At 74.1% G+C, this 26,543-nt stretch carries 25 protein-coding genes, 3 tRNA genes and 1 pseudogene; 18 read left to right on the forward strand and 11 right to left on the reverse strand.

Annotated features, from left to right (window positions below):
• Window positions 1–221 (forward strand): annotated as a pseudogene (locus tag FRZ03_RS20675) (hypothetical protein); the annotation flags it as partial.
• 24 nt (window positions 222–245) lie between these two features.
• Here FRZ03_RS20675 and FRZ03_RS20680 read toward each other — a convergent pair.
• Together FRZ03_RS20680 and FRZ03_RS20685 are read right to left on the reverse strand one after the other, a co-directional pair.
• Window positions 246–1,118 (reverse strand): spermidine synthase, encoded by an 873-nt coding sequence (locus FRZ03_RS20680; RefSeq protein ID WP_146466643.1) that lies wholly within the window; start codon window positions 1,116–1,118, stop codon window positions 246–248.
• Between the two features lie 34 nt (window positions 1,119–1,152).
• Window positions 1,153–1,560: a hypothetical protein gene (locus FRZ03_RS20685; RefSeq protein ID WP_146466644.1), complete on the reverse strand. Its 408-nt coding sequence runs from the start codon at window positions 1,558–1,560 to the stop codon at window positions 1,153–1,155.
• Between the two features lie 265 nt (window positions 1,561–1,825).
• Here FRZ03_RS20685 and FRZ03_RS20690 point away from each other — a divergent pair, with 265 nt between their 5' ends.
• Window positions 1,826–3,310 carry a hypothetical protein gene (locus FRZ03_RS20690; RefSeq protein ID WP_146466645.1) on the forward strand — a complete coding sequence of 495 codons (1,485 nt, stop codon included), beginning with the start codon at window positions 1,826–1,828 and terminating at the stop codon, window positions 3,308–3,310.
• 51 nt (window positions 3,311–3,361) lie between these two features.
• Here the strand turns inward: FRZ03_RS20690 and FRZ03_RS20695 are convergent, their stop codons facing one another.
• Complete coding sequence (locus FRZ03_RS20695) at window positions 3,362–3,958, reverse strand: histidine phosphatase family protein (protein ID WP_146466646.1); 597 nt, start codon at window positions 3,956–3,958, stop codon at window positions 3,362–3,364.
• A 237-nt stretch (window positions 3,959–4,195) separates the two neighbouring features.
• Here FRZ03_RS20695 and FRZ03_RS20700 point away from each other — a divergent pair, with 237 nt between their 5' ends.
• From FRZ03_RS20700 to FRZ03_RS20730, 7 genes are all read left to right on the forward strand, one after another.
• The gene (locus tag FRZ03_RS20700) at window positions 4,196–5,131 is read left to right on the forward strand and encodes a phosphatase PAP2 family protein (RefSeq protein ID WP_146466647.1); all 936 of its coding nucleotides are present in this window, start codon (window positions 4,196–4,198) and stop codon (window positions 5,129–5,131) included.
• Between the two features lies 1 nt (window position 5,132).
• Window positions 5,133–6,251 carry a hypothetical protein gene (locus FRZ03_RS20705; protein WP_398660782.1) on the forward strand — a complete coding sequence of 373 codons (1,119 nt, stop codon included), beginning with the start codon at window positions 5,133–5,135 and terminating at the stop codon, window positions 6,249–6,251.
• Window positions 6,242–7,831: a hypothetical protein gene (locus tag FRZ03_RS20710; RefSeq protein ID WP_146466649.1), complete on the forward strand. Its 1,590-nt coding sequence runs from the start codon at window positions 6,242–6,244 to the stop codon at window positions 7,829–7,831. Before FRZ03_RS20705 ends, FRZ03_RS20710 begins: the two co-directional genes overlap by 10 nt.
• The gene (locus tag FRZ03_RS20715; protein WP_146466650.1) at window positions 7,828–9,165 is read left to right on the forward strand and encodes an AAA domain-containing protein; all 1,338 of its coding nucleotides are present in this window, start codon (window positions 7,828–7,830) and stop codon (window positions 9,163–9,165) included. The genes FRZ03_RS20710 and FRZ03_RS20715 overlap by 4 nt, the downstream gene beginning before the upstream one ends.
• A 282-nt stretch (window positions 9,166–9,447) precedes the next feature.
• Entirely contained in the window at window positions 9,448–9,816 is a 369-nt protein-coding gene (locus FRZ03_RS20720; protein WP_146466651.1) for a hypothetical protein, read from the forward strand.
• A 143-nt stretch (window positions 9,817–9,959) separates the two neighbouring features.
• A complete protein-coding gene (locus tag FRZ03_RS20725; protein WP_146466652.1) occupies window positions 9,960–10,505 on the forward strand; it encodes a hypothetical protein in 546 nt (181 codons plus the stop codon).
• Window positions 10,496–10,569, forward strand: a tRNA-Lys gene (locus FRZ03_RS20730). The genes FRZ03_RS20725 and FRZ03_RS20730 overlap by 10 nt, the downstream gene beginning before the upstream one ends.
• Before the next feature lie 142 nt (window positions 10,570–10,711).
• Here FRZ03_RS20730 and FRZ03_RS20735 read toward each other — a convergent pair.
• A complete protein-coding gene (locus FRZ03_RS20735) occupies window positions 10,712–11,971 on the reverse strand; it encodes a M6 family metalloprotease domain-containing protein (RefSeq protein WP_146466653.1) in 1,260 nt (419 codons plus the stop codon).
• A gap of 323 nt (window positions 11,972–12,294) precedes the next feature.
• Between FRZ03_RS20735 and FRZ03_RS20740 the strand changes: the two genes are divergently transcribed.
• On the forward strand, window positions 12,295–14,100 hold the full coding sequence (locus FRZ03_RS20740) for a putative bifunctional diguanylate cyclase/phosphodiesterase (protein ID WP_146466654.1): 1,806 nt from the start codon (window positions 12,295–12,297) through the stop codon (window positions 14,098–14,100).
• 6 nt (window positions 14,101–14,106) lie between these two features.
• Here FRZ03_RS20740 and FRZ03_RS20745 read toward each other — a convergent pair whose 3' ends face one another.
• Entirely contained in the window at window positions 14,107–15,204 is a 1,098-nt protein-coding gene (locus FRZ03_RS20745) for an LLM class flavin-dependent oxidoreductase (protein WP_146466655.1), read from the reverse strand.
• A 124-nt stretch (window positions 15,205–15,328) separates the two neighbouring features.
• Entirely contained in the window at window positions 15,329–16,060 is a 732-nt protein-coding gene (locus tag FRZ03_RS20750; protein WP_146466656.1) for a maleate cis-trans isomerase family protein, read from the reverse strand.
• 286 nt (window positions 16,061–16,346) lie between these two features.
• Between FRZ03_RS20750 and FRZ03_RS20755 the strand changes: the two genes are divergently transcribed.
• The 7 genes from FRZ03_RS20755 to FRZ03_RS20785 all read left to right on the forward strand — a co-directional run bounded on the left by FRZ03_RS20755 (window position 16,347) and on the right by FRZ03_RS20785 (window position 21,763).
• Window positions 16,347–17,297: a D-2-hydroxyacid dehydrogenase gene (locus FRZ03_RS20755; RefSeq protein WP_146466657.1), complete on the forward strand. Its 951-nt coding sequence runs from the start codon at window positions 16,347–16,349 to the stop codon at window positions 17,295–17,297.
• 271 nt (window positions 17,298–17,568) lie between these two features.
• The gene (gene ehuB / locus FRZ03_RS20760) at window positions 17,569–18,483 is read left to right on the forward strand and encodes an ectoine/hydroxyectoine ABC transporter substrate-binding protein EhuB (RefSeq protein ID WP_146466658.1); all 915 of its coding nucleotides are present in this window, start codon (window positions 17,569–17,571) and stop codon (window positions 18,481–18,483) included.
• The gene (ehuC, locus tag FRZ03_RS20765) at window positions 18,480–19,199 is read left to right on the forward strand and encodes an ectoine/hydroxyectoine ABC transporter permease subunit EhuC (RefSeq protein WP_146466659.1); all 720 of its coding nucleotides are present in this window, start codon (window positions 18,480–18,482) and stop codon (window positions 19,197–19,199) included. The genes ehuB and ehuC overlap by 4 nt, the downstream gene beginning before the upstream one ends.
• The gene (ehuD, locus tag FRZ03_RS20770; protein WP_146466660.1) at window positions 19,196–19,846 is read left to right on the forward strand and encodes an ectoine/hydroxyectoine ABC transporter permease subunit EhuD; all 651 of its coding nucleotides are present in this window, start codon (window positions 19,196–19,198) and stop codon (window positions 19,844–19,846) included. Before ehuC ends, ehuD begins: the two co-directional genes overlap by 4 nt.
• On the forward strand, window positions 19,836–20,618 hold the full coding sequence (ehuA, locus tag FRZ03_RS20775) for an ectoine/hydroxyectoine ABC transporter ATP-binding protein EhuA (RefSeq protein ID WP_146466661.1): 783 nt from the start codon (window positions 19,836–19,838) through the stop codon (window positions 20,616–20,618). Before ehuD ends, ehuA begins: the two co-directional genes overlap by 11 nt.
• A gap of 215 nt (window positions 20,619–20,833) precedes the next feature.
• Window positions 20,834–21,592: an IclR family transcriptional regulator domain-containing protein gene (locus tag FRZ03_RS20780; protein WP_186785537.1), complete on the forward strand. Its 759-nt coding sequence runs from the start codon at window positions 20,834–20,836 to the stop codon at window positions 21,590–21,592.
• Window positions 21,593–21,689: 97 nt separating this feature from the next.
• A tRNA-Lys gene (locus FRZ03_RS20785) sits at window positions 21,690–21,763 on the forward strand.
• A 43-nt stretch (window positions 21,764–21,806) separates the two neighbouring features.
• Here FRZ03_RS20785 and FRZ03_RS20790 read toward each other — a convergent pair.
• The 3 genes from FRZ03_RS20790 to FRZ03_RS20800 form a co-directional block, all read right to left on the reverse strand.
• Entirely contained in the window at window positions 21,807–22,412 is a 606-nt protein-coding gene (locus FRZ03_RS20790) for a lytic polysaccharide monooxygenase auxiliary activity family 9 protein (protein ID WP_146466663.1), read from the reverse strand.
• A 123-nt stretch (window positions 22,413–22,535) separates the two neighbouring features.
• Entirely contained in the window at window positions 22,536–23,669 is a 1,134-nt protein-coding gene (locus FRZ03_RS20795) for an SPFH domain-containing protein (RefSeq protein ID WP_146466664.1), read from the reverse strand.
• 67 nt (window positions 23,670–23,736) lie between these two features.
• Window positions 23,737–25,026: a peptidoglycan-binding protein gene (locus FRZ03_RS20800; protein WP_146466665.1), complete on the reverse strand. Its 1,290-nt coding sequence runs from the start codon at window positions 25,024–25,026 to the stop codon at window positions 23,737–23,739.
• 176 nt (window positions 25,027–25,202) lie between these two features.
• Here FRZ03_RS20800 and FRZ03_RS20805 point away from each other — a divergent pair.
• A tRNA-Lys gene (locus tag FRZ03_RS20805) sits at window positions 25,203–25,276 on the forward strand.
• 57 nt (window positions 25,277–25,333) lie between these two features.
• Here FRZ03_RS20805 and FRZ03_RS20810 read toward each other — a convergent pair.
• Together FRZ03_RS20810 and FRZ03_RS20815 are read right to left on the reverse strand one after the other, a co-directional pair.
• The gene (locus FRZ03_RS20810) at window positions 25,334–25,984 is read right to left on the reverse strand and encodes a class F sortase (RefSeq protein WP_146466666.1); all 651 of its coding nucleotides are present in this window, start codon (window positions 25,982–25,984) and stop codon (window positions 25,334–25,336) included.
• A gap of 8 nt (window positions 25,985–25,992) precedes the next feature.
• The coding region (locus tag FRZ03_RS20815) for a hypothetical protein (RefSeq protein WP_261399277.1) at window positions 25,993–26,543 on the reverse strand (551 nt) is incomplete at its 5' end.

A 26,543-nucleotide genomic window follows, 5' to 3' on the forward strand; every position in this document is an offset into this window, starting at 1 on the left:
GCGCGGTCAAGGCGTACGACACCGCCGGCGGCCGGGCCGTGTTCGAGCTGGGCGCGGCCGACGCCACGCTGGTCTCGGCGACGCCGGCGGCGGGCTGGTCGATGCAGGTGTGGAAGACACCGTCGTGGATCCGGGTGGAGTTCGGCCGGGGCACGGACCGGGTGTCGGTGTTCTGCGCCTGGCACGACGGGCCGCCGCACGTGGAGATCGGGAACTACTGACCGGCGGCCGGGTGTTCGGCGCGGTCAGCGGAAGACCGAGGGCGGCGGGGCCGGGGAGTCCACGGCCGCCGCGTCCGTGACGGGGAGCGCGCCGCCGGTGAAGTCGGTGAGCGCTCTGCCGTGTTCGACCCGGGCGGAGTGCGGGTCGGAGGCGGCCCGGCGGGTCAGCTCGGCGAGCGGCAGCGGCAGGTCGGAGGCGACCAGGATCGCGTTGGCGAAGCGCTTGCCGCGCAGCATGGCCGCGTCGGCGATCAGCGCGAGTTCGCCGAACCGGGCGGCGGCGGTGGCGATCTGGCCCCGCAGATGGGCGAGCGGGGGGCCGTCGGCGAGGTTGGCGGCGTAGATCCCGGACGGCTTCAGGGCGCGGCGGACCTCGTCCAGGAACTCGGTGGAGGTGAGGTGGGCGGGGGTGCGGGCGCCGCTGAAGACATCGGCGAGGACCAGGTCGGCCCAGCCGTCGGGCACCTTGGCGAGCCCTTCGCGGGCGTCCGTCGAGCGCACTCTGATCCGGGCGTTCGGGTCAAGCGGCAGCTCGCGCCGCACCAGGCGCACCAGGCTCGCGTCCCGCTCCACGACCTGCTGGGTGGAGCGGGGCCGGGTGGCGGCGACGTACCGGGCCAGCGTGAGGGCGCCGCCGCCGAGGTGCACCGCGTGCACGGGCTTGCCGGGCGGGGCGGCGAGGTCGATGACATGGCCGAGGCGGCGCTGGTACTCGAAGGAGAGGTACGCCGGGTCGTCCAGGTCGACGTGCGACTGCGGAGCCCCGTCGACCGTCAGCGTCCACGCCCGGGCGCGGTCGGGGTCCGGCACGAGCCGCGCCAGCCCGCCGTCGACCGTCTCCTCGACGACACCGACGGCGGCCGCCGCGTCGCGCCGCGCGTTCCTCGACCTGCCCATCCCGTCATTTTCGCAGGTGCCCGCGGTAAACGTTTCAGCGGCAGTTGTCCGCGGCCTCGATAAGCCGCGCCGCCTCGCCGAGGGCCTCGCGCAGCACCACCGGATCGGTGGCGAGGTCGGCCTCCTCGCCCGGGGGCAGGAGCCAGTCGGCGCCCCGCACCGGAGGCAGCGGGGCCGGGGGCAGCCCACGCCCGTCGGTCTCGGTACAGGTGCTGCCCGGCACGTCCCAGCAGGCGGCGGTGCCGGCGGGCACCAGGAAGCCGAGGGTGTCGCGGTCGTCGTCGTGCAGCACGGGTCCCACCGCGTCGGCGGCGCCGCGCCGCAGGATGTCGACCGCTTCCAGGCCCTGCCGGGCCGGTACGGTCACCAGGTCGCACACCGTGCCGCCCGGCCCGGGCGACGACGGCGGTGCGCACGGTTCGTTGCTCTGGCTGGTCTGCATGCCCGCCTCCACCACACGGCACTGTCGCGGTCCATGGGTCCAACGCGCGACCGTGTCAACGGCTACGGCACAAGTGCGCCGCAAAGGATGGCACTTCATGGCAGATCACGTATGAGTTATCCGGTTTTGTGGTCAAACCGAGCGTGGCGACTCCGGCACAGCCGGTACGTTCTTGCTCGCCGGAAACGGGGCACCCCTCGGGCCACACGTCCCGAGTCGCCCCGGGCCCGGCATGGTTCGACGGTTCGCACGAGAGGACCCGGCCATGGCGTCGTCTACCGTGACCTCGTCACAGCCCGAGCGGCCACCCCGGCCGAACCTCGCCTTCCGGCGGCTGCGCGGCCGGCGCTCACCGGCCGAGTTCGCGGCGCTGGTGCGGCGGGCCGCGCGGGAGATCGGTGAGCGGGTGAGCTGTGACGCGCGCTACGTCGGGCGGGTGGAGGCGGGTGAGATCCGCTGCCCCAACTACGCCTACGAACGCGTGTTCCTGCACATGTTCCCCGGCCGCACGCTCGCCGACCTCGGCTTCGCGCCCCGCTCGTCCGTCCGCGGCCGCGCGGCGCGCACGGCCCCGCGGGCGCTCGGCGCGGGCGGGGCGGAGCGGGGCGCCGCCGCAAAGGCGGCCGAGCCGCAGGACCAGCAGAACGCGCAGGACCCGTATGACCCGCACGAGGCGTACGACCCGCAGGGGCCGTACCCGCACGACCATCCGAACCACGAGGAGAGCGACGTGCTGCGTCGCGCATTCATGACCGGCGGAGGAGCCACGGTGGCCGCCGCCGCGCTGGGCCCGCTGGGGCTCGCCCCGGACGCCGTGGCCGCGGCCGTGCCCCCGCGCCGGCCCGGGAGCACCGAGGCGGCGGCCCTGGAGGAGGCCGTCCGCCGGATCCGGCTGCTGGACGACCGGCACGGCGCGGACGGGCTCTACCGGCGCGCGGCGGCTCCGCTGCGCGCCGCCTACGCGCTGCTGGACGCCGGCGCCACCCGGCAGACCACGGTCGACCGGCTGCACGCGGGCGCGGGTGAACTCGCCATCTCCGTGGGCTGGCTGGCACACGACTCCGGCCGCTTCGACGACGCCCGCTCGCACTACGCGGAGGCGCTGGCCACCGCCCGGATGACCGGGGACGAGGGGCTGGAGGCGCACGCCTTCTGCAACACCGCCTTCCTCGCCCGGGACGCGGGGCGGCCCCGGGAGGCGGTGCGGGCCGCGCAGGCCGCGCAGCGGGCGGCCCGGCCCCTGGGCTCGGACCGGCTGATGTCCCTGCTCGCGCTGCGGGAGGCGGGCGGCTGGGCGGGGCTGGCCGACCGCACCGGCTGCGCGCGGGCGCTGGTGCGGGCGCAGGCCCTGTTCGCGCGGGGGCGCTCGGGCGCCGACCCGGAGTGGATGAGCTTCTACGGCGAGGCCGAGTTGGAGGGCCTGGAGGCGCAGTGCTGGTCCATGCTGGGCGACTGGCGGCGCGCGTCCCGGCACGCGCGGCGGGCGGCGGACCTCCAGGACCCCCACTTCGCGCGGAACCTCGCGCTGTACACGGCGGAACTGGCCGACGACCTCGCCCGCGAGGGCCGTCCCGACGAGGCGGCGGAGGCGGGGATGCGGGTGCTCTCCCTGCTGGACGAGGTCCAGTCGTCCCGCATCCGGACGATGCTGGCGGGGACCGCGCGGGTGCTGCTGCCGCACCGGCGGACCTCGGGGGTGTCGGACTTCCTGGACCGGCACAAGGCGCTGCCCCGGGTGGCGGGAGCCTGACGCGACGCGGACGGGGCCACCCCGCCGCCTCCGGTCGCGCGCTCGCCCCGCTCAGTCCGCCAGGTGGCCGACGTCGTTCCAGCTCTCCAGCGCCGGTTCGCCGTACGCCCAGCCCAGGACCGACAGGGACGCCGGGTTGAGGCGGATGCGGGCGCCGAAGTCCAGCGGGAAGCCCAGCCAGCGCGCGGCCAGCGAGCGCAGGATGTGGCCGTGGGCGAACAGCAGGACGTCGCGGTCGGCCGCGCGGACCCAGTCGATCACCTCGTCCGCGCGGGCGGTGACCTCGGCGACCGTCTCCCCCTCGGGGACGCCGTCGCGCCAGATCAGCCATCCGGGCCGCACCGCCTGGATCTCCGCGGGCGTCATCCCCTCGTACGCGCCGTAGTCCCACTCCAGCAGCGCGTCCCAGGTCTCGGCCCGCTCCCCGAACCCGGCGAGTTCGCAGGTCTCCCGCGCGCGCGACAGCGGGCTGGTGCGCACCTCGACCCCGGGCAGCCCGTCCAGCGGCGCCCGGTGCAGACGCCCGCCGAGCAGCTTCGCCCCGCGCCGGCCCTCCTCCAGGAGCGGCACATCGGTCCGGCCGGTGTGCTTGCCGGACAGCGACCAGGCGGTCTGTCCGTGCCGGACCAGCAGGATGCGCGGTGCCATGGGGGGACCTTTCCGGGAGGCGTACGCCACAGAGCGTCACAGAAACAACGGGAGTCGGCCCTTTCATCATCGCTCACGCCAGGCCCGGGCAACCCGGCGGCCACCGGTGACGTCTTTGTGGGCCGGAGCACCCTCGCGGACCGGCTCCGGATCACCCGCACGGGTGAAGAACGGACACCGTAAAGTGGCACGGTCGCCCACCGGGCGGCCGTACCGCAGAAGGGGGAGGACGATCGGATGGCGCAGACCGAGACACCGGGCACCAGGACGGCGCCCCGCACCCGGCTGCGCTGGTGGACCGAACTGCCACTGCTCCTGCTGGTCTACGGCTGCTACTCGGCCGGCCGCCTCGTCGTCCGCGGTGACGTGGACGACGCCGTCGAGCACGGCCTGACGCTGCTGCGCGTCGAGAAGCTGCTCCACCTGAACGCCGAGCACCCCCTCAACCGCCTGTTCACCCGCGAGCCCTGGCTCGGGATACCCGCGGACTTCTGGTACGCCTCGCTGCACTACCTGGTGACGCCCGCGATCCTGGTGTGGCTGTTCCGGTACCGCGCCGAGCACTACCGGCGGGCCCGCACCTGGCTGATGACGTCCACGTTCATCGGACTGATCGGCTTCACCCTGGTGCCGACCTGCCCGCCGCGGCTGCTCGCCGCCGGCGAGGGCTTCGTGGACACCATGGCCCACTACAGCGCGTACGGCTGGTGGGGCGGTGAGGCCAGCGCGCCGCGGGGCCTGGGCGGCATGACCAACCAGTACGCGGCCATGCCGAGTCTGCACGTCGGCTGGGCGCTGTGGTGCGGGCTGATGCTGTGGCGGCACGGCGGCACCCGGCTCACCAAGGTCCTCGGCCTCCTCTACCCGCTGGGCACCGCGCTCGTGGTCATGGGCACCGCCAACCACTATCTGCTGGACGCGCTCGCCGGCATCGCCGTGATGGGCGTCGGCCACCTGCTCGCGCCGTGGGTGACGCGGGCCGCCGATCTGGTGCGGGCCCGGCTGTTCCCGGGGTCCGCGCGGGGTGTGGGTTCCCCGATTGTCAGTGGCGGATGCAAGACTTCCGCGGGTGAGCGAATTCCACGGCAGCGCGAGTCGCGGCCCGGCGCCCCAGCCGAGCCGGACGCCTCTCCCACCGACGCGGGCGAAGGGGCTCCGGCACCGGCTCGCTGAGCTGCGCGGCCCCGTACCGGCGAAGGCCCTGGACGCGCGCGCCCTCGCGGCGCTGGCCGCGAACCCCGGGTGCCGCAGACGGGCGATCCTGGACGGCGCCGGGGTGGACAAGGCCCGGCTGGCCGACGCGCTGGGCGCGCCCTCGGGCTTCGGGCAGTCCCAGTTCGCGCTGACCCGGGGCAACGCGTTCGAGGCGAAGGTGAAGGCGGACGGCGGCGCGGAACTGCTGCGCCTCGCGCACGCCCGGCTCGACCCGGGCGCCGAGGCACCCGAGTCGGCGGCGGTGCCCGATCTGACCGCGCAGGGCCCCGAGGGCCGTACGGCGCGTACGGCCCTCGCGCTGCGGGAGGCGACGCACGCGGGCGGCTGGACGCTGCTGGACCACCCCATGCTGGCGCTGGACGTGGCGGGCTCGCTCGCGTTCCTGGAGCCGGACGCGGTGGTGGTGCACCCCGACGGCAGCTGGTCGGTGGTGGAGATCAAGTCCTTCCCGATGCTGGACGGTTCGGCGGACCCGGCGAAGGTGGGCGCGGCGGCCCGGCAGGCGGCGGTGTACGTGCTGGCCCTGGAGGAGGTCGCCGCCCGGCTGGACCCGGCGCCGCGGGTGCGCCACCGGGTGCTGCTGGTGTGCCCCAAGGACTTCTCCAACCTGCCCGCCGGCAGCGCGGTCGACGTGCGCAAGCAGCGCGCGGTCACCGCGCGCCAGCTCGCCCGGCTCACCCGGATCGAGGAGATCGCCGACGCGCTGCCCGAGGGCACCTGTTTCGCGCCCGACCGGGACGCCGAGGAGCTGACGGCCGCCGTGGCGGCGGTCCCGGCCGCCTACGCGCCCGAGTGCCTGTCCGCCTGTGAACTGGCCTTCCACTGCCGCGACCGCGCCCGGTCGGCCGGCGCGGTGACCCGGCTCGGCCGCCCGCTGCGCGCCGAACTGGGCGGCCTGGCCACGGTGGAGGAGGTCCTCGCGGCGGCCCGCGGGGAGGCCGGCGAAGCGGACGACCCGGCGGTGGCCGCCCTGCGCCGGGCCGCGGCCCTGCGCGCGGAGGCCCTGCGGGAGGCCGGTCTTCGGGACGAGGGTCTTCGGGAGGACGGGCTTCGGGAGGGGGCGCCCGCATGTCGCTGATCGACACCCTGGCCCGGCTGGAGGCCGTAGGCACCGGCCGGGCCCAGCCCGCGGCCACCGTGCTCCACCGGCATCTCTCCGGGCACCCCCTGGTGTTCGTACCGCTGACCACCGCGGGCGAGACCGGCGCCCCGCTCGGCGCCCTGGTCGGCACCGACCGGGACGCGCCCCGGCTGCTGGCCGTGCCGCAGCCGCGCGACCGCGAGCTGCGCTTCGCGTTCCTCGCCGAACTGGCGGACGTGATCCTGCCCTACATCGACTCCTACGCCGGGTCCGTGGAGGCCGCCGAGCGCACCGAGACCGACCCGGAGACCGGCAAGCGGGTCAAGGTCGAGGTGGAGCTGTGCACGGACGCGCCCCAGCTGATCGTGCCGAGCCGCGCCGGCCTGGACTTCGTGCGGCTGCTCGGCCGCTCCATGCGCTTTCGCCGTACGGCCGAGCAGGACCCGGAGGCGCCCTATCCGGCGCCGCCCCGGGTGCCGTTGCTCGGCCGCTGGCTCACCCACTACGGGGAGCGGTCCCGGGTCCCCGGCTCCGCCCTGCTGCTCGCCCTCACCGACGTGCTGGCCCGGCACTGGGCGACCGGCCAGTCCGGGCTGGAGGACCAGCACCTGGGCGCGCTGCTGGCGTGGATCGACCCTCCGGCGGGCGGCAGCGGCGCCGAGGCCGCGCACCGGGCCGAGCTGGCGCGGGACGCGGCCGGTCAGCTGCTGTGCCCGCCGGCCGGCCCGGCCACCGACCCGGCGTTCGACAACAAGCTGCTGGCTCCGGCGATCGAGCGGTACGACCGGGCGCGCACCGCCCTGGCCGCCGCCGAGGACCCGCTGGACGCCGACGACCGGCTGGCCGCGCTCACCCGGGCCGAGCGGGACGTGCGGGAACTGGTCGAGAGCCGGACCCGGCCCACCTGGGACGCGGTGTGGCGGGGCCTTGACCTGCTGCGGGCGCTGCCCGAGGGCGCGCATGTGGAGGAGCGCTGGCTGCGCGACCGCTGGTCGTTCACCGGCCACCGGGACCGGGTGCTGGCCGGGGAGCCCCCGCAGCCCCGCCGGGACGACGCGGTGACCGCGGCGAACAAGCTGGCCGCGCGCGAGCGCGAACAGGCCCGCCTGGAGGCGCAGGAGGCGCTGGACGATCCGCTGGTGATGGCGGGGCGGCGGCTGGCCGGAGAGGCGTTCGCGGGCGAGGTCACCGAGGTGGTGATGGCGTACAGCGAGGGCAGGCGGCCGAGCCCGCGCCCGCTGGTGACGGTCCGCACCGAGGACCTGCCGCATCTGGCGGAGCGCGCGAAGGTCTACCGCTCGCTGGACGGCCGCCCGCAGTCCGCGGAGTTCGTGGAGCGGGCCGCCGGGGACGCGGTGGTGCTGCGCATCCTGGACAAGATGGGCCGGGGCAGGGAACCGGAGCCCGGTTCGGTGCCCGAGAAGGGCGACCGGGTCTGCTTCACCCTCTTCGAGCACGAGCAGCGCGGCGGGGCGAAGCTGCCCGGCCCGGAGGAGACCCCGTGGACGCACGGCGGGCCGCCCGGCGAGGCGGTGCCCGAGGCCGCCGATCCGATCACCGAGGAGGACGTGCTGTGACGACCGTCGACGCCGATCCGGGGACCGCGGCGGCCCGCGCCACCGACGCGATCCTCCACGACACGCTGCACGGCACCGAGCGCGGCGTGGTGGTCGACTCCCCGCCGGGCGCCGGAAAGTCCACCCTGGTGGTCCGGGCGGCGCTGGAACTCGCCGGCGCGGGGCGCCCGTTGATGGTGGTGGCGCAGACCAACGCGCAGGTCGACGACCTGGTGCTGCGACTCGCCGAGAAGAACCCCGAGCTGCCGGTGGGCCGGCTGCACAGCAGCGACGCCGACGCCTACGACAAGGCGCTGGACGACCTGCCGGGCGTGCGCACGTCGGCGAAGGCGGCCGACCTCGCCGGGCTGCCGGTGGTGCTGTCCACCGCGGCGAAGTGGGCGCATGTGACGGTGGACGAGCCGTGGCGGCACGCGATCGTGGACGAGGCGTACCAGATGCGCTCGGACTCCCTGCTCGCCGTGGCCGGTCTGTTCGAGCGGGCGCTGTTCGTGGGCGACCCCGGCCAGCTGGACCCGTTCGCGATCGTCGGCAGCGAGCAGTGGGCGGGGCTGTCGTACGACCCGTCGGCCTCCGCGGTGACCACCCTGCTCGCCCACAACCCGGGCCTGCCGCAGCACCGGCTGCCGGTCTCCTGGCGGCTGCCCGCCTCCGCCGCGCCCCTGGTCTCGGACGCGTTCTACCCGTACACCCCCTTCCGCAGCGGCACCGGGCACGGCGACCGCCGGCTCGGCTTCGCCGTGCCCTCCGACGGCTCGGGCCCCGACCGGGTGATCGACGAGGCCGCCGCATCCGGCTGGGGCCTGCTGGAGCTGCCCGCCCGGCACACCCCGCGCACCGACCCGGAGGCGGTGCGCGCGGTGGCGCTGGTGGTACGGCGCCTGCTGGACCGGGGCGGCGCGGCCGTCTCCGAGCGCTCCCCGGACCCGGCCCCGCTCACCGCCGCCCGGATCGCCGTCGGCACCGCCCACCGCGACCAGGCGGCCGCGGTCCGCTCCGCGCTGGCGGACCTGGGCGTCTTCGAGGTGACGGTCGACACGGCGAACCGGCTCCAGGGCCGCGAGTACGACGTCACGGTCGTCCTGCACCCGCTGTCCGGCCGCCCCGACGCCACCGCCTTCCACCTGGAGACCGGCCGCCTGTGCGTCCTGGCCTCGCGCCACCGGCACGCCTGCATCGTGGTCTGCCGCGCCGGCGTGAGCGACCTGCTGGACGACTACCCCTCCACGGAACCGGTCCAGCTGGGCACCCTGGTGAAGTTCCCGGACGGCTGGGAGGCGAACCACGCCGTCCTGTCACACCTGGCCGAGCACCGGGTGCAGTGGCGGCCGTGAGCCGGGGCACGGGCGCCGGCCCGGCAGGCGATCCGGGCCCGCTCCGCCGGACGGAGTCCGGCGCGCCGCCGCAGGCGGCCGGCGGACACAGCCCGGACGGCCGGGAGGCGAACCACGCCGTCCCGTCACACCCGGCCGAGCACCGGGCGGAGCACCGGGTGGGGTGGCGGCCGTGAGCGGGGGCTCGGGGCCCTTGCATGTGCGCGGGACAATGGACGGTGGCCCACCAGACAGGTGGTGCCCAGCGAACCGTACGAAGATCGTACGAGGAGGAGAGAAGACATGGCGGAGCCCACGCCGCGTCGGAACGAACCGCGGCTACGCCCCGCGCCCTTGATCTTCGAGCCCGCGGAGGCGGCCGCCGATCCCGAGCACTTCTTCGACCTGGAGTCGATCGAGGATCCGCGGGCGCTGCTGTCCCGGGCCACGGAGCTGACCCAGGCGTTCCGCGCGGCCGCCGACCGGGCCGTGGAATTCCAGGCCATCGCCGCGGCCCAGCTCGCCGACCCGCGCCGGTTCGACCGGCTGACGGCCGCCGACATCGCCGAGCGGGCCGAGTGGACCGAGGACTACGCGAAGAAGATGGTCGAGTTCGGCCGGGACCTGATGCGCGGCAACAGCGAGGGACGGACCTCCGCCGACCCCGTGTGACCCCGCGGTGATCCCGTGCGCCCCCGAGTGATCCCTCACCTGGCATATGCCAGGTGGGCAAGATACTCCTCGCCTCCTCCCCCTGTCCCGGTTTTCCGCAACTCAGGAGAACCGGTTGCTCACCGCCGGTAGATCTGGACGGCATGAGCAGTACACCGAACGTCACCCGCGTCACCCCCGACGGCGCCGCCTGGCTGGCCTCCGCCGGGACGTACCCGCCGTACGCGTCCACCCCGGCCGTCCTGACCTGCGGCACCGTCTTCGACGTGGTGAGCGCCCCGGTCGTCTTCGGGCGCCGGATGCTGGACCGGCTGTGGGACGAGGGCCCCGGTTCCGGCCCGGTCGCGGTGTCCCGCGGCCGGATGCTGCTGTTCTGCGCCCCCGGCACCGCCCACCGGCTGCCCTCGCTGCTGGCCTGGGAGGAGTGGGGCTCGCACCGGGCGGCGGCGGTACCGCCCCTGCTGTGCCACGGCACGGGCGACGCGGTGACCGTCCCGGCGCCGGACGGCGGCGACTCCTGCGGCGGGCCCCGCTGGGTGGTGGCCCCGGACGCACGCCGCCCCTGGCTGCCGGGCCCGGAGGTGCTGCTGTGGGCGGCCGTGCGGGCGGCACGGACGGCGGTGCGGATATCGATTTTTCCTCCCGCCGACCAGGGTGCTAAGGTCTACGACGTCAGCAGGCGCCGCTAGCTCAGTTGGTTAGAGCAGCTGACTCTTAATCAGCGGGTCCGGGGTTCGAGTCCCTGGCGGCGCACGCGATGGCGATGGCGAGTCATGACCGAAAAAACGCGGTCACGGCTCGCCATCGCTGTTTTTGCGCGGCTTCGCCGCGCGCCGTGGAGGCTCCGCCACCCACACCCCCGCCAGGGTCGGCCCGGCGGCCGTCGGCCGAGAAGTCACCCGGTGATCCGCTGCGTGATCCTCACCGTCCACGCCCCCGACGCCGTCCGGTCCTCCGCCTCGATCTTCACGCCCTGGCCCGGGACGGTGAAGCTCTCCCCCAGGGCGACCGGGGCGTCCGCGAGGGGTGGGTAGACGGAGTCGTCCGGGCAGGCCTCGGTGTGGGGGTGGGCGTCGACGACCTCGACCGGGCCGCCGCCGGACGCGGCGCCGCTGTGCACCCGGTACACGAGGATGCCCTCGCGGCAGGTGCCGCGGTCGTTGCCGGCGGCGTCGCGGGCCTCCAGGGCGAGGGCGCTGTCCGGGCCGGTGCGCACCACGGCCAGCTTCAGCCCGTCGCCGAGGCCGAAGGCGGGCGCCCCGCCGGCCCCCTGCACGGGGATGCCCGGCCCCGCGGCGAGGGGCTCCAGGGTGATCCGGGTCGGCCCGGCGCCGCGGACGCACATCACCTGGCGCGGATCCAGCCAGCCGAGCCGCCACTTGTGCCAGGCGAACAGGTCCGGCGAGAGACCGAACTGGCTGCCCATCAGGTCCCAGTCGCCGACATAGGTGTCCCAGTCGCCCTTGCCGTCGGCCGGGCGGTGGTAGAGGTCGGGCAGGTCGAAGACGTGGCCGGTCTCATGGGCGAGGACCAGCCGGTCCGGCGGATGCTTCTCGAACACCGTGACGACCCGCCGTACGTCCGTGCCGTCCACATGGACGGGCGTGTCCAGGTTGACGACCTTGGTGGCGTCGGAGTCCACGCCGGGCGCGTCCGGGTCGGCGACGAGGTACACCACCTGGTAGCGGGAGAAGTCGACCGCCTTGTCGGCCACTTCGAAGGCGTCGCGCAGATACGCGGCCCGGTCCTCGGCGGCCCAGTCCCGCCGCACGGAGTACGCCGTCGACGGACGAGGCATGCGCAGCCAGTGGCTCAGCGGGTGCGCGCGCAGGGTGAACCTGCCGTAGGACGCCTGCTCGAAATAGCGACTGGTCTGCGGGAAGTGGTCGGCGGCCAGCTCCGCCGGGGTGGTCCGCGGGACCGCGTCCGGGAACGACAGGAAGACCATGACGGCGTCCAGCGCCCTGGTGGGGCGGGCGTAGTCGGAGTCCCAGGTGTCCGCCCCCTCGGAGTGGTGGGCGCCGGTACGGTGCAGGGCGCACGGGGCCGTGGCGAAGGGCTCGGCGACCGACGGTCCGGCGATGATCGAGGTCGCGGCCAGCGCCGACAACGTGGTGCACACGGCGGCGGTGCTGCGCAGCAGGGGCACGGACATGACCTCCGGACGCGGTTCGACGGACCAGCACCCAGATTGCTGTGTTTAGCCACTCGATGCCCTGTTTGTCTGCACCGGAAGAGTGAGCACTCCCCATTCGGGCGCCAGGCGCACGACGGCGCACGACATCACCGCATCACTCACGGAACGTCACAACTGGTCGACGGCCTCAATAACCCGGCCAGGTGCGGGCAGAAACGATCTGTCAGAAAGTCCCACCGGTCCGGGAGACTGGACGGTGGCTGGAAGGGCCCGGGGCCAGCCTCTATGATCGGCACACTTTCCGGCACGGACAGAGATCGAGTGCACTGCGGGAGCGAGCGGTGAGCGGAACGTCCGAAGGGCCGACGCCCGCGGCAGACCTCGACCGGTCAGCCGTCACAGACAGTGATCACACCACCTACGACCGTGTCTTCGGGGCGGCCCCGCTCGCCATGGCCGTCGTGGACCACGAGGGATTCGTCGTCCGCGCCAACCCCGCCTTCGGCGAACTGCTCGGCCTCGACTGCCGCGCCCTCGCCGGCCGGGCCGCCGCCGACCTGGTGGACCTGACCGCCGACGTGCGCTCCTGGCACGCCTACCGCGAGGTGCTGAGCGGCCGGCAGGCCCGGCTGCGCTGCACCCGCCGGCTGAAGCACCCCGGGGGGAACTCGGTGTGGGTGCAGCTCACCGTCGCCCCGCTGACCGACGGCCGGGCGGGCGTGCTACTGTCCGTCGCCGACATCAGCGCCCGGCGCGAACTCCAGGCGCGGCTGCGGCACTTGCAGATGCACGACCCGGTGACCCGGCTGCCCAACCGCACCCTGTTCTTCGAGCGGCTGTCGGCCGCGCTGGAGGCGGAGTCGTACGAGCGCGGCGGCACCGGCCGGATCGGGCTGTGCTACCTGGACCTCGACGGGTTCAAGGCCGTCAACGACACGCTCGGCCACCGGGTCGGCGACCGGCTGCTCGCGGCCGTCGCCGAGCGGCTGACCACGGTCGCCGACGAGGCCGGGTACGCGCGCGCCGCCAGCCCGCTGGTGGCCCGGCTCGGCGGCGACGAGTTCGCGCTGCTGGTGGAGGACTCCACCGGTACCGAACAGCTCGCCGACCTCGCCGAGTCGGCGCTCAAGTCCCTTGAGGAGCCCTTCGATCTGGCCGGGCAGCGGCTGTCCCTGACGGCCTCCATCGGCGTCGTGGAACGCCATGCGGCGGGCACCACCGCGACCGGTCTGATGCAGGCGGCCGACACGACGCTCTACTGGGCGAAGGCCGACGGCAAGGCCCGCTGGACCCTGTTCGACCCCGAGCGCAACGCGCACCGGATGACCCGCCAGGCGCTCTCCTCCACGCTGCGCCCCGCCATCGAGCGCGGTGAATTCGTGCTGGACTACCAGCCGTTGGTGGGCATGGAGGACGGCCGGCTCTCCGGGGTCGAGGCGTTGGTGCGCTGGCACCATCCCCAGTTCGGCACGCTGACGCCGAATCGGTTCATCGGTCTGGCCGAGGAGGACGGTTCGATCGTGCAGCTCGGCCGCTGGGCGCTGGTCACCGCCTGCCGGCAGGCCCGCCGCTGGCAGCTGGACCATCCCGGCGAGCGGCCGATCTTCGTCAGTGTGAACGTGGCCGTGCGCCAGGTGTGGGACTCCGACCTGGTGGCCGATGTGGCGCGGACCCTCGCGGAGACCGGGCTGGCCCCCCACCTGCTGCAACTGGAGCTGACCGAGTCCGCGGTGATGGGCTCGGCGGGCCGCCCGCTCCAGGCGTTGCAGGCCCTGAGCGACATGGGGGTGCGCATCGCCATCGACGACTTCGGCACCGGCTACTCCAACCTCGCCTACCTCAGCCGGCTGCCGGTCTCCACGCTGAAGCTGGACGGCTCCTTCGTCCGCGGCTTCCAGTACGAGGAGACGCCCAAGGGGGTGCCGCCGAACCCCGCCGACGAGGTGATCGTGGAGGCGATGATCCAGCTGGCCCACCGGCTCGGCCTGACGGTCACCGCCGAGTGCGTGGAGACCGCGGCGCAGGCGAGCCGGCTGCGGCGGATCGGCTGCGACACCGGACAGGGCTGGCTGTACTCCCGCCCGGTGCCGCCCGGCCGCATCTCCGAGCTGCTGGACGCCCGGACCTACGCGGTGGGAAAGCCGTGACCGGCCCTACGCGGTGGGCAGTCCATAGGCGTCTGCGATCAACTCGTAGGAGCGCAGGCGCAGTTCGCCGCGATGGGCGTGGGTGGTGAGCATCAGCTCGTCGGCGCCGGTGCGCTTCTGCAGCCCGTCCAGGCCCGCGCGCACCTCGTCGGCCGTGCCGTAGACCACGTTGGACGACCAGGAGTCGATGAACTCCTCCTCCATCGGGCCGAGTTCCTGCCGCTCCGCCTCCGCGGGATCGGGGAACAGACCGGGGCGTCCGGTGCGCAGCCGGAGCATGTTGAGGCCCATCGCACGGGTCTGGCGGCGCGCCTCGCCCTCCTCGTCGGTGGCCAGCGCGGAGACACCGATCAGGGCGTACGGCTCGGCCAGCACCTCGGAGGGGCGGAAGGTCTGGCGGTACAGGTCGAGCGCGGGAATGGTGTTCTGCGCCGAGAAGTGGTGCGCGAAGGCGAACGGCAGGCCGAGCATGCCGGCCAGCTGGGCGGAGAACCCGGAGGAGCCGAGCAGCCAGATCGGCGGGCGGTGCGGGGACTGGACCCCGCCGGGGGTGCTCCCCTGGACCGGGCCCGGGATGGCGTGGATGCGCCGGTAGGGGTGGCCGTCGGGGAAGTCGTCGTCGAGGAAACGGGTCAGCTCGGCGAGCTGCTGCGGGAAGTCGTCGGCGCCCTCGTTCAGCGTGTCGGTGCGGCGCAGGGCCGCGGCCGTGGCGCCGTCGGTGCCGGGGGCCCGGCCCAGTCCGAGATCGACCCGGCCCGGCGCCATCGCCTCCAGCGTGCCGAACTGCTCGGCGATCACCAGCGGGGCGTGGTTGGGCAGCATGACGCCGCCCGAGCCGAGCCGGATGCGGTCGGTGTGGGCGGCGAGGTGGGCGAGGATCACGGCCGGCGAGGAGGAGGCGACGCCCGGCATGGAGTGGTGCTCGGCGACCCAGTACCGGTGGAAGCCGCGGGCCTCGGCGAGCCGGGACAGCTCGACGCTGGTGCGCAGGGCGTCGGTGGCGGTGCGGCCCGCGCCGACGGTCACCAGGTCCAGCACGGAGAGGGGGACGGGGGCGGTGCCGTGCGTCGTTCCCCGGATCTCGTCTGCCTCGTCTGCCGACACGGTGAGGGCCTCCTGTTCGCGGCGTGAGCTGTGCCGGAGAGTCGTAACAGGAGGCGGCCCCCGCTTATTCCGGCCGGTGCGCCCACGATCGTCGTTCCGGCCGGTGCACCCCGATCGCAAACGATCAGACCTGGACCAGCGGCTCCCGGGTGAACAGCGTGCCCAGCTCCGGCGCGTTCACCCGCCGGTCGGCCAGCCGCAGCCCCTCCCACACCGTGACCTGGCTGGCGGTGAGCACCGGCTTGGCCAAAGTCTTCTCCAGGAGTCCGAGGTACGCGGCCGTGTGCAGGGCGGTGTCCGGCAGCAGCACCGCGTCGGCGGCGGGGTCGTCCGCGGCCCGCGCCAGCGTCAGCACGTCCTCCTCGCCCCAGCCGGCCGCCTCGGCGGCCGTGACGGTCCCCGAGGAGTGGGTGGCGGTCACCTCCAGGCCGGCCGCCCGCAGGAACTCGGCGAACAGCGCGCCGACGTCCTCCGGGTAGGTGGCGCCCACGGCGACCCGTCGTACCCCCAGCTCGCGGGCCGCGTGCACAAAGCCGAAGGACGTCGAGGAGGCCGGCATCCCGGCCAGCCGGGCCAGCGTGCGCACCTGGTCCTGGGCGCCCTGCCAGCCGTGCACGAAGCCGCCGCTGGTGCACGCCCACACCACCGTCTCGGCGCCGGCCAGCCGCAGCCGCTCCATGCCCTCGCGCAGCCGCTCGGCGGAGCCCATCTCGCGCAGCGCCGCCACCCGGCGCGTCTCCTCGCCGATGTCGGTGTGCACCAGGTCCACCCGGATGTCGCTGCCCAGGAGCTGCTCGATGCGTGGATAGTCGTCCTCGGCAAAGTGGCCCGGGTAGAGGAATCCGAGTGCGGTCATGTCCAGCCTTCCTGCGTCGCTTCGGCGGGTACGGAGGCCGTTTCCGCGCGCCCCTGCCCGGCGGCGCCCGGTACGGCCTCATGACTCGGGTACCCAGCCTCCGCGGCACAGCCCACCCCAACCGTGTCCCGGCCCGCCGGACCGGGCCAGCCGGTCGTCCGAACGTCCGTGTTGACGGCGGCGGGTCCGGGTGCGAGCGTGGTCGATCCGTGCATCCCAGGCGTTCGCGGCGGCACCTCCGGGGCGCCTGGGCAGGCACCCCCTCGGACGCCGGGAGCCGCGCCCCATGACGACCGTCCCCACCCTGCTCGTGCTGGACGCCGAGCCACCGCCCCGGCTCGGCCGGCTGACCGGGCGCGCCCGGATCGTGCGCACGGACGCGGCGCACCTCGCCGAGCGGCTGCCCGCGGCGGATGTGCTGCTGGTCTGGGACTTCACCTCGACCGCGGTGCGCGAGGCGTGGCCCGGTCCGGGCCCCCGACCGCGCTGGGTGCACACGGCGAGCGCGGGCGTGGACCATCTGATGTGCCCGGAGCTGGCCGCCTCGCCGACGGTGGTCACCAACGCGCGCGGCGTCTTCGACCAGCCGGTCGCCGAGTACGTGGCGGCCCTGGTGCTGGCGGTGGCCAAGGAGCTGCCGCGCACCCTGGAGCAGCAGCGGGAGCGGGTGTGGCGGCACCGGGAGAGCCGGCGGGTGGCGGGAACGCGTGCCTGCGTGGTCGGCTCGGGCCCCATCGGCCGGGCGATCGTGCGGACGCTGAAGGCGCTGGGGGTGACGACGGCGCTGGTCGGGCGGGTGCCGCGGACCGGCGTGTACGGGCCGGACGACCTGGACCGGCTGGTCTCGCGCGCGGACTGGGTGATCGCGGCGGCCCCGCTGACGGAGGCGACGTACCGCATGTTCGACGCCCATCGGTTCGACGTGATGCAGCCCTCGGCGTTCTTCGTCAACGTCGGGCGCGGGCAACTGGTCGACGAGGAGGCGCTCGCGCGGGCCCTGACCCGGCGCTGGATCGCGGGCGCCGCCCTGGACGTGTTCGCCACCGAGCCGCTGCCCGCGGACAGCCCGCTGTGGGAGCTGCCGGGGCTGATCGTCTCCCCGCACATGAGCGGCGACACGGTCGGCTGGCGCGATGAACTGGGGCAGCAGTTCCTGGAGTTGTACGAGCGGTGGGCGGCGGGCAGGCCGCTGGTGAACGTGGTCGACAAGGCGCGCGGATACGTGCCCGGCCACTGAACTCACCGACCCGCCCGGCGAAGCGCGCCGCGCGAGGTGGGGGTTGTGTGGAGGCCAGGGGCGGGAACGGGGCGTAGATCCCGTTGCGTGCGTTTTCGGTGCGGCGGACGGCGGCTGCGCGTTCTCCACGGCCGCGCAGGTCAGCGGCGCACGGTCGGTCAACGGCCGGGCGCGCGGGCGCATCTGACGCCGGTCGGGCGCGGCGGTGGCGGTTCGCTCGGCCGTGGAACCGGGGTGCATACCCCGGTTCGGCTTGGGTAGCCGCGCCGCCATGGCTGCACCACATGGGAACGGCATACACACTTTCCGGCCCGGACACAGACCCGGCCGGCGGACGTTGCTCCGCGGGTTCGCGGCGCTCGGGGCGCTGGGCGCCGCGGGCTGTACGCGGGTGGCGGCCGCCGGCACGAACGGCGGTGATCTGCTCGACCGGCTCCGCGCGCAGGGCGTCGTACGCCTCGGGATCGCCGGTGAGATCCCCTTCGGGTACATCGACAAGGACGGCCGGCTCACCGGTGAGGCGCCCGAGCTGGCGAAGGCGGTCTTCAAGCGGCTCGGGGTGGACCGGGTGCAGCCGGTGCCGACCGAGTTCGGCTCCCTCATCCCGGGCCTGAACTCGCAGCAGTTCGACGTGGTCGCGGCCGGCATGTACGTCAACGCCGACCGCTGCAAGCAGGTGATCTTCGCGGACCCGGACTACCAGATGCTGGATTCGTTCATCGTCCGCAAGGGGAACCCGAAGGGGTTGCACACCTACCAGGACGTCGTCGCGAAGAAGGCGAGGTTCGCGACCGGGACCGGGTTCGCCGAGATCCAGTACGCCGTCGAGGCGGGCTACAGGCAGAGCGACATCCTGATCGTGCCGGACCAGGTGGCCGGGCTGAACGCGGTCGAGGCGGGCCGGGTGGACGTGTTCGCGGGGACGGCGCTCACCACCCGCGAGGTCGTGAAGAAGTCCGCCAAGGCGGAGGCCACCGCCCCGTTCGCGCCGCTGGTCGGGGGCAAGCGCCATGTGGACGGCGGGGCGTTCGCGTTCCGGCCGACCGAGACCCGGCTGCGGGACGCCTTCAACGTGGAGCTGCGCGAGCTGAAGCGGACCGGGGAGCTGTTCCGGATCCTGCGGCCGTTCGGGTTCACCGAGGCCGAGATGACGGACCTGACGGCGAAGGAGCTGTGCGGGCAATGACCTCGGGCCTGTGGGAACTGGTGCTCAAGGGCGTCTGGACCACCCTCCAGCTGCTGGTGTCCAGCGCGCTGCTGGCCGCCGCGGTGTCCTTCGCGGTCGGCATGGCGCGCACCCACCGGTTGTGGATCGTGCGCTTCGTGGCCGGCGTCTACACCGAGGTCTTCCGCGGCACCTCGGCGCTGGTGATGATCTTCTGGGTGTTCTTCGTGCTGCCGATCGCCTTCGGCTGGCAGCTGGTGCCGATGTGGGCGGGCACGCTGGCGCTCGGCCTGACGTACGGCGCGTACGGCTCGGAGATCGTGCGCGGGGCGCTGAACGCGGTGGACCCGGCGCAGCGGGAGGGCGGGATCGCGCTGAGCTTCACGCCGGCCCAGCGGATGCGGCTGATCGTGCTGCCGCAGGCGGTGCCGGAGATGATCCCCTCCTTCTGCAATCTGCTGATCGAGCTGCTCAAGGGCACCGCGCTGGTGTCGGTCATGGGCATGGGCGATCTGACGTTCAGCGCCAATCTGGTGCGGCTCGCGCTCCAGCAGAGCGCGGAGATCTACACGTACGTGCTGCTCATCTACTTCGTGATCGCCTTCGTGCTGACCCGGCTGATGCGCGGCCTGGAGAAGCGGCTGAAGGCCGGGATCGGCAAGGACTCCGGCACCGAGCGGGCGGCGCGTGAGCTGAAGCGGGCGCAGACGACCGGGGTGGGCGGTGGTGTCGCATGACGTGGGACTGGCACGCGGTGAGCGACTTCATGCCGCACTTCCGGGACGGGCTGCTGGTCACCCTCCAGGCGCTGGCGCTGGGTTCGCTGCTGTCCTTCACCCTCGGCCTGGTGTGGACGCTGCTGATGCGGACGCCGACCCGGTGGGTGCGCTGGCCGGTCGGGGTGGTCACGGAGTTCGTGCGCAACACCCCGCTGCTGGTGCAGCTGTTCTTCCTCTTCTACGTGCTGCCGGAGTGGGGGCTGACGTTCTCCGCGCTGACCACCGGTGTCTTCGCGATCGGCCTGCACTACTCGACGTACACCATGCAGGTCTACCGGGCCGGCATCGAGGCGGTGCCCGTCGGCCAGTGGGAGGCGGCGACCGCGCTGAACCTGCCGCGGCGGCGGACCTGGACCGCGGTGATCCTGCCGCAGGCGATCCGCCGGGTGGTGCCGGCGCTGGGCAACTACGTGATCTCCATGCTCAAGGACACACCGATGCTGATGGTGATCACCGTGCTGGAGATGCTGGGCCAGGCCCGGCTCTTCTCCCAGCAGCGCTTCCAGTTCACCGAGCCGCTCACCGTGATCGGCGTGGCCTTCATCCTCATCTCCTACCTGGCCTCCCTTCTCCTGCGAGCCCTGGAGCGACGCCTTGTCCGTTGAGACCCGTACCGAGCCCTCCGTCACCGCCGCCCAGCCGGCCGATCTGATCCGGCTGGAGCAGGTCACCAAGCGCTTCGGCGCGAACACCGTGCTCGACCGCCTGGACTTCGGCGTCCAGCCCGGCAAGCACGTGACCCTGATCGGGCCGTCCGGGTCCGGCAAGACCACGATCCTCAGACTCCTGATGACCCTGACCAAGCCGGACGAGGGGACCATCACCGTCGACGGAGAGCCGCTGTTCCCAGCGCCGGAGAAGCAGGTCCGGGAGGTCCGCAAGAAGATCGGGATGGTGTTCCAGCACTTCAACCTGTTCCCGAACATGACGGTGCTGCGCAATCTGACCGAGGCGCCGGTGCAGGTCCTCGGCCTGTCCAAGGACGAGGCGGAGGAGCGGGCCCGGGAGCTGCTGGAGCTGGTGGGCCTCGCCGACAAGTGCGGGGCGCGCCCGGCCCAGCTGTCCGGCGGGCAGCAGCAGCGGGTGGCGATCGCGCGGGCGCTGGCGATGCGGCCGCGGGTGCTGCTGCTGGACGAGGTGACCTCCGCGCTCGACCCCGAGCTGGTCGCGGGCGTGCTCGATCTGCTGCGGGACATCGCGCGCAGCACCGACATCACGATGCTGTGCGTGACGCACGAGATGGGGTTCGCCCGGGACATCTCCGACCAGGTACTGATGTTCGACGGCGGCCGGGTGATCGAATCGGGGTCCCCGGAGAAGATCTTCTCCGAGCCGGAGCAGGAGCGCACCCGGGAGTTCCTGAGCGCGGTGCTGTGAGCGGGAGGGGAAACGACCGAGGTCCAGCCATTGGGGCATGACTCTGGCATATGCCATTGGGTCGTCGCCGCAGTTCGGGCCGCCGCCGGGAGCGGGAGCGGCGGGGCGGAAACTTGTCAACGCCCTCTCCTCGGCGGCCGTTCGCCCGTTATCGTGGAATCGCCGCACCGTCCGGAGATCCACGGCACAGTAAGCGAGCGCAGGGGGGAACCACCGTGGCGCTGATGCACGAGCCGACCGCCCCGTACCACTCGGCCCAGGACGCGCTGCGCGTGCTGGAGACCGTGGCGCGCGCCGCCACCGGGGTCACCGAGACCGAGCTGGCCCGGCTCACCGGCCTCGGCCCCGAGCGGCTCACGCTGCTGCTGCGGATGCTGCGCCGGGAGGGGTACGTCGAGCAGATCGGCGGCGGCGCGTACGTCACCGGCGACACCCTGCGCCGGCTCACCTCGGCCCAGGACCGCGAGCGGGCCCTCGCCGACAAGCTCCAGCGCACCCTGGACCGGCTGCGCGACTCGGTCGGCGCGGCGGTCTACATCAGCCGCTACGTCGACGGCGAGGTGAAGGTCACCCAGTACGCCGCCGGGCCCGGCATGCCCGCGGTCAACGAATGGGTGGACTTCCGGTTCTCCGCCCATGCCACGGCGGTCGGCAAGAGCCTGCTCACCCAGCTGGACCACAACGCCCGCCGCGACCACCTGGCCCGGCACAAGATGGCCCGGCTCACCTCGCGCACCATCACCAGCGACAAGCTGCTGCTGTCCCGCCTGGAGTCCCAGCCGCCCACGGTGCCGGTGCTGGACCTCCAGGAGTACGCGGTGGGCACGGTCTGCGCGGCCGTCCCGATCACCGCGGGCGCCTCGGTGGGCTGCCTGGCGCTGTCGCTCCCGGTGGAGCACGCGCACCGGCTGAAGCAGGCCGCGGACGCGCTCAACCGGAACGCGGCACCGGTGCTGCTGTCGCTGGCCCTCTAGTGCGGTCGCGCACCAGGCACGGTGGTCACGAGCACCCCCGAGGACCAGGTAGTATTTTCTCCGTCGCCGGCCGCAAAAAGCGGAAGGCGAGAGTCACGCGCCGCTAGCTCAGTTGGTTAGAGCAGCTGACTCTTAATCAGCGGGTCCGGGGTTCGAGTCCCTGGCGGCGCACAGCCAGAAGGCCCCTCACCTCGGTGAGGGGCCTTCCGCATGCCTAGAACGTGACGTCCGAGCAGGCGTAGAACGCGTTGCCGGTGTCCGCGATCGTCCACACCGCGAGGATCACGTGGTGACCGGACAGGCCCGTGGGCAGGGTGCCGCTGTGGCTGAGCGTCGCCGGCGGCTGCTGACCGTTGTAGGGCACCGTCAGGAACGGCGTGAGGTTGAGGTCCGAACGGGACAGCGGGTGGTTCTGGTTCCAGCCCGGCTTGGTGACGTAGTACTTGAAGTCCGTCGTGGCGTGCCGGGCGGTGAACTGCCAGCGGAAGGTGTACGACTGCCCGCCGGTCACCTTGGTGGTGGGCCAGGCCGCGCCGGACGGGGCGGTCGGCGAGCTGAGCTGCGTGAAGCGGTCCACCCCGCCGTTGCAGAGCTGGCCGTCGGCGGGTCCGGCGGCCGGGAAGCCCTTGGGGCCCTCGACGCTCTGCGGCTCGTACTGGATGTCGCCGCAGCCCTTGACCGTGCCGTCGGCACAGAGCTTCTGCCTGCTGATGGGGAGGTCGGTGTAGCCGTGCCCGCTGGCGCCGCCGGTGGAGAGCGCGAACGCTCCGGCGGTCACCACTCCGAGCACGACCGCGGACATCTTCGTCTTGGTGCGCATACTGCCGCTCCTGGAGAACGTGGGGAGTTCGGTGAGCCGTGCAGAGGGTAGGTCTAGACCAACTCACAGGTTATGGGCGGCACTTGAGCATGTCCATACCAGTGGCAGAAGCGAACGCACCGGCTAGGCCCGCTCCGCCCGGCCCGCGCAGAACGCCACCGTCAGGTCCCGCACCAGCACCTTGCGTTCGGAGTCGTCCAGCTCGACCAGACCGCGCGTGGTCAGCCGGGTCACCGTGTCCTCCACCGAGTCCACGACCGAGCTGAGCATGCTGGCCCGCTGCCGGGCCTCCAGCGCGGCGATCCGGCGGCGCTGCATCACGTCCGCGACCTGCGGGGCGTACTCCGCCCGCAGCGGCTGCACGGAGAACACCTCCAGACCGGCCGGCGCGGTCTCCGTCGCCACCAGCCGGGTCAGCGCCGCCGCGGCCGCCGCGGGCCCGCCCCGGCTGCCGCCGGCCGGCTCCACCGGCACCCGGGCCAGCGCCGCCTCCACGCACTCGCGCAGATACCGCTCGTGGTCCTCCAGGCCGAGCACCGCCCGCGCGGTGTCCCGCACCCGCCACACCACCAGCACCACCACCCGCACCGCCACCCCGCCCGGATCCGCCGCGGGCATCGCCTCGCTGCGCCAGTGCCGCAGCCGCACGTCCACCCGCCGGCGGCGCAGCAGCGGGTTGACCCAGAGCAGCCCGGTACGCCGGACGGTGCCCCGGTAGCGGCCGAACAGGCCCACCACCCAGGCCCGGCCGGTCCGGCCCCGGGCCAGCCCGCCGAAGCCGGCCGCGCCGAGCAGCCCGGCCCCGGCGTACGCCGCCCACTGCGCCGGGCCTAGGCCCGCGTCCGCGGGCGCCGGCAGCCGCAGCGCCTGCACGGCGAGCGGCGGCAGCACCCCGGCCCACCAGGAGGCGGCCAGCGCGCCGGTGACCCCGCAGGCCCCGGCGACCACCCCGGCCGCCCCGGGCAGCACCCGCGCCGGGCGCTCGCGCAGCTCCGGATCGACTCGGGGCAGCGGGCGCCGCCGCCCGGTGGCCGGGCGGCTCGCGCGCGGCAGCTCGCCCGTGCCCTGGCGGCGGCCCACCACGGCGGGTCTCGGCGGCACCCCGTCCGGACCGGGCTCGTCGCGGAAGAGCAGATGGACCGGGATCTCGGTGGTGGACTCGTTCCGGATCAGCCGGGCCGGGCGGGTGCCGGTGGCCGCGGCGGCCTGCGGTCGCCCCTCGGATTCGGACGGTGTGTGCGAGGTGGTCGTACTCATGCGTGCCTCCAGCCTCCGCGCCAGATGCGTCATGAAGATGGGTGAACGAGGTGGGAACACAAGGGGGTCATGCGAACAGGCGGCGCCAGGTCTCCGGGCCCAACGTGCCGTCCGCCGCGCCGCCCCGCCAGCCCTGGGAGCGCTGGAAGGCCGCCACGGCCCGCCGGTCCGCCTCGCCCCACCACGGACCGGGCGCGGTGTCGTAGAACCGGCCGAACCCCTTGCTCACCAGCTGGTTCCCCAGCCGGGTGATGTGGTCGTTGCTCTGCCCCGGGCGGAAGTACGCCTTGCCGGGATAACCGGGCACCCCGTGCGAGGCGGGGCCGTCCTTGTCCGGGGCGATGTCCTGGCCCCTGCCGGAGACGAGCAGCGCCCAGGTGCGCGGGCCCGGCAGCCCGTCGGCCTCCTCGGCGCTCCAGCCCTGGGCCCGCTGGAACGCCTCGGTGGCCCGCCGGTCGCTCTCGCTCCACACCGGCCCCGGGCCCTTCGGGTAGTACGGTCCCGCGCCCCGGCCCACCAGCATCTGCCCCAGCTGGGTGACGTGGGCGCCGTGCGCGCCGGGCCCGAAGGCGGCGGCGCCCGGGAAGAGGTCCGTGACCTTGCCGTCCGCCGCCTCGGCACCCGGACTGCCGCCGGTCAGACCCTTGTAGCGGTACGGCACGAACGCGTCGGCGTGGTTCCAGTAGGGGTACGGCGTGGTCTGGGCGCGGGTGTGCGGGGGCGTCTGCTCGTAGGCGGTGTAGTGGGTGTGCCGGTAGTCCGTCCAGCCGCCGAAGATCACCACGTGGGAGCCCTGCTGGGGGTTGGCCGTGTTGTGGTGGAGCAGGATGTCGCCGGGCTCCAGCTGGGACTTCTTGATCCTCACGCCGTACTTGGCGAGGCTGCCGGTCCACTGGTTGCTGTTCAGGCCCCAGGCCATGGAGACGTAGCCGGAGCAGTCCTGCCGGTAGCCGTCGGTCCAGTAGCGGCTCATGCTGTACGGCACCTTCGCGGTCACCCACGACTTGGCCCGCTTGACGATGGCGTCGCGGGTGGTGGCCGGAGCGCCGACGCCGACGGGCGAGGCGGGTCTGCCGGCCGGGCCGTGCAGCGGGGACTCGGTGCCCTGGGGGGTGTCGGGCTCGCCGTCGCCGGGGACGGCCTGGCGGTGCGGCCAGTGGCCGGGGGTGAGGACGGTCGCCGGGGGCGCCGCGCCGAGCGCGGCGGACACGGCGGCGACGACGACCATGCCGCGGGTCGCGGGACGGTGGCCGGTCCGGCCGGGCAGCGGGCGGCGACGGGTGCGCCGCCGGTGGACACAGCCGGGACAGCCGCAGTCGTGCGCGGGTTCGAACTCCTCGAACGCCGGAGCGGCCATGCGATCTGCCTCACATTCATGGTGTTTTTGTCCGCTTGTGTGCACGTTGATCAGTTTCCCAACTCTGCCCGTGGCGCGCACTTTGACGGTCCGAACGATGTACGGCGCCCTGTGCGGCCTCCCGGGGGTGGTCGAAAGCACCCCCGCAGGTCAGGTAGAGTTCTCTCTGTCAGCAGGCGCCGCTAGCTCAGTTGGTTAGAGCAGCTGACTCTTAATCAGCGGGTCCGGGGTTCGAGTCCCTGGCGGCGCACCGACACGGGAAGGCCCCTCGCAACAGCGAGGGGCCTTTTCGCATGCCGAGCCGCTCTCACCCCGTGGAGCCGGTGAGGTACGCCGAGACGACCACGTTCGCCGTGTAGGCGCCGTCGCGGAAGTCGCCGCCGCAGGTGATCAGGCGCAGCTCGGCCCGGCCGGGCACGCGCGGCGCGTAGGCCTGCCGGGCGTCGAAGCCGGTCCGGGGCAGGACGCGGACGCCCTCGACGGTGAACCGGGCGACTGCGCCGTCCGAGCGGACCACCCGGACGGTGGCGCCGGGGGTGAGGGTGCGCAGCCCGTGGAACACGGCGGGCCGGGTCTCGGTGTCGAGGTGGCCGACCATCAGGGCGGTACCGCTCGCGCCCGGCCGGGTCCCGGCGCCGTACCAGCCGACCACGCCCGGCTGGTCGAAGGGCGGCGGTTCGGGCGCGCCGCGCGCGTCCAGGCCCCGGGCCACCACCGGCGCCTGGACGCCGAGCCGGGGGATGTCGATGCGCTGGGGCAGCGCCGCGGGAAGCGGCCGTGCGGCGGGCGGCAGCCGGGCCGGGGCGGCGGCGCCGAGGGCGAACAGATCACCGGTCGCGGTGTGCCGCGTCTCCTGGGGTACGGCGGTGACGGCCCGCCCCCACAGCCACAGCCCGAGCAGCAGCACCGCCCAGGTCAGGGCGGTGCCGAGCCGGCCGCGGAAACGGTCCTCGCGCATCCGTGCGCTCAGCGCGGGCGGCGGCCGCGGCGGGCGCGCAGCCCCACGGCGACGGCGGCGACCGAGGCCAGCGCGAGCCCGGTCAGGGCCTGGGCGGTCTCCGGTCCGCTCCCGCTGGTGGCCACGGTGGCGAACCGCGCGGTGGCGCCGCCGCCCGCGTCGACCGGGGCGACGGGTGTGGCGAGGGCCCCGCCGGGCCGGCCTCGGGTGCTCGCGTCGACTCCTTTGGCGGCCCCGTCGGCCACGACCGTGATGGTGCCGTCGACCACCCGGTCCGCACAGGTGACCTTGACGCCGTAGGCGCCCGGCCCGACGGAGGAGCCCACGCGGGTCTCGCCGGACAAGGTGCCCCCGGCGCCGGTCAGCCGGGCGTCGCTGACGAAGGCGCGGGAGGCGGCGGTGGCCTGCCTCCCGGTGCAGCCGCTGACCCGCAGGGTCACATCGGTCCCCGGCGCGGGGGCCCCGGGCACGGCGGTGAGGGTGCCGCCGTCCGCCGCGTGGGCCGCCTGGGCCGCCGGGCCGAGCGCGACGAAGGCCAGCAGGCCGCTGCACACAGTGA

Source organism: Streptomyces misionensis (assembly GCF_007896895.1).
Classification (GTDB): Bacteria; Actinomycetota; Actinomycetes; order Streptomycetales; family Streptomycetaceae; genus Streptomyces; species Streptomyces misionensis_A.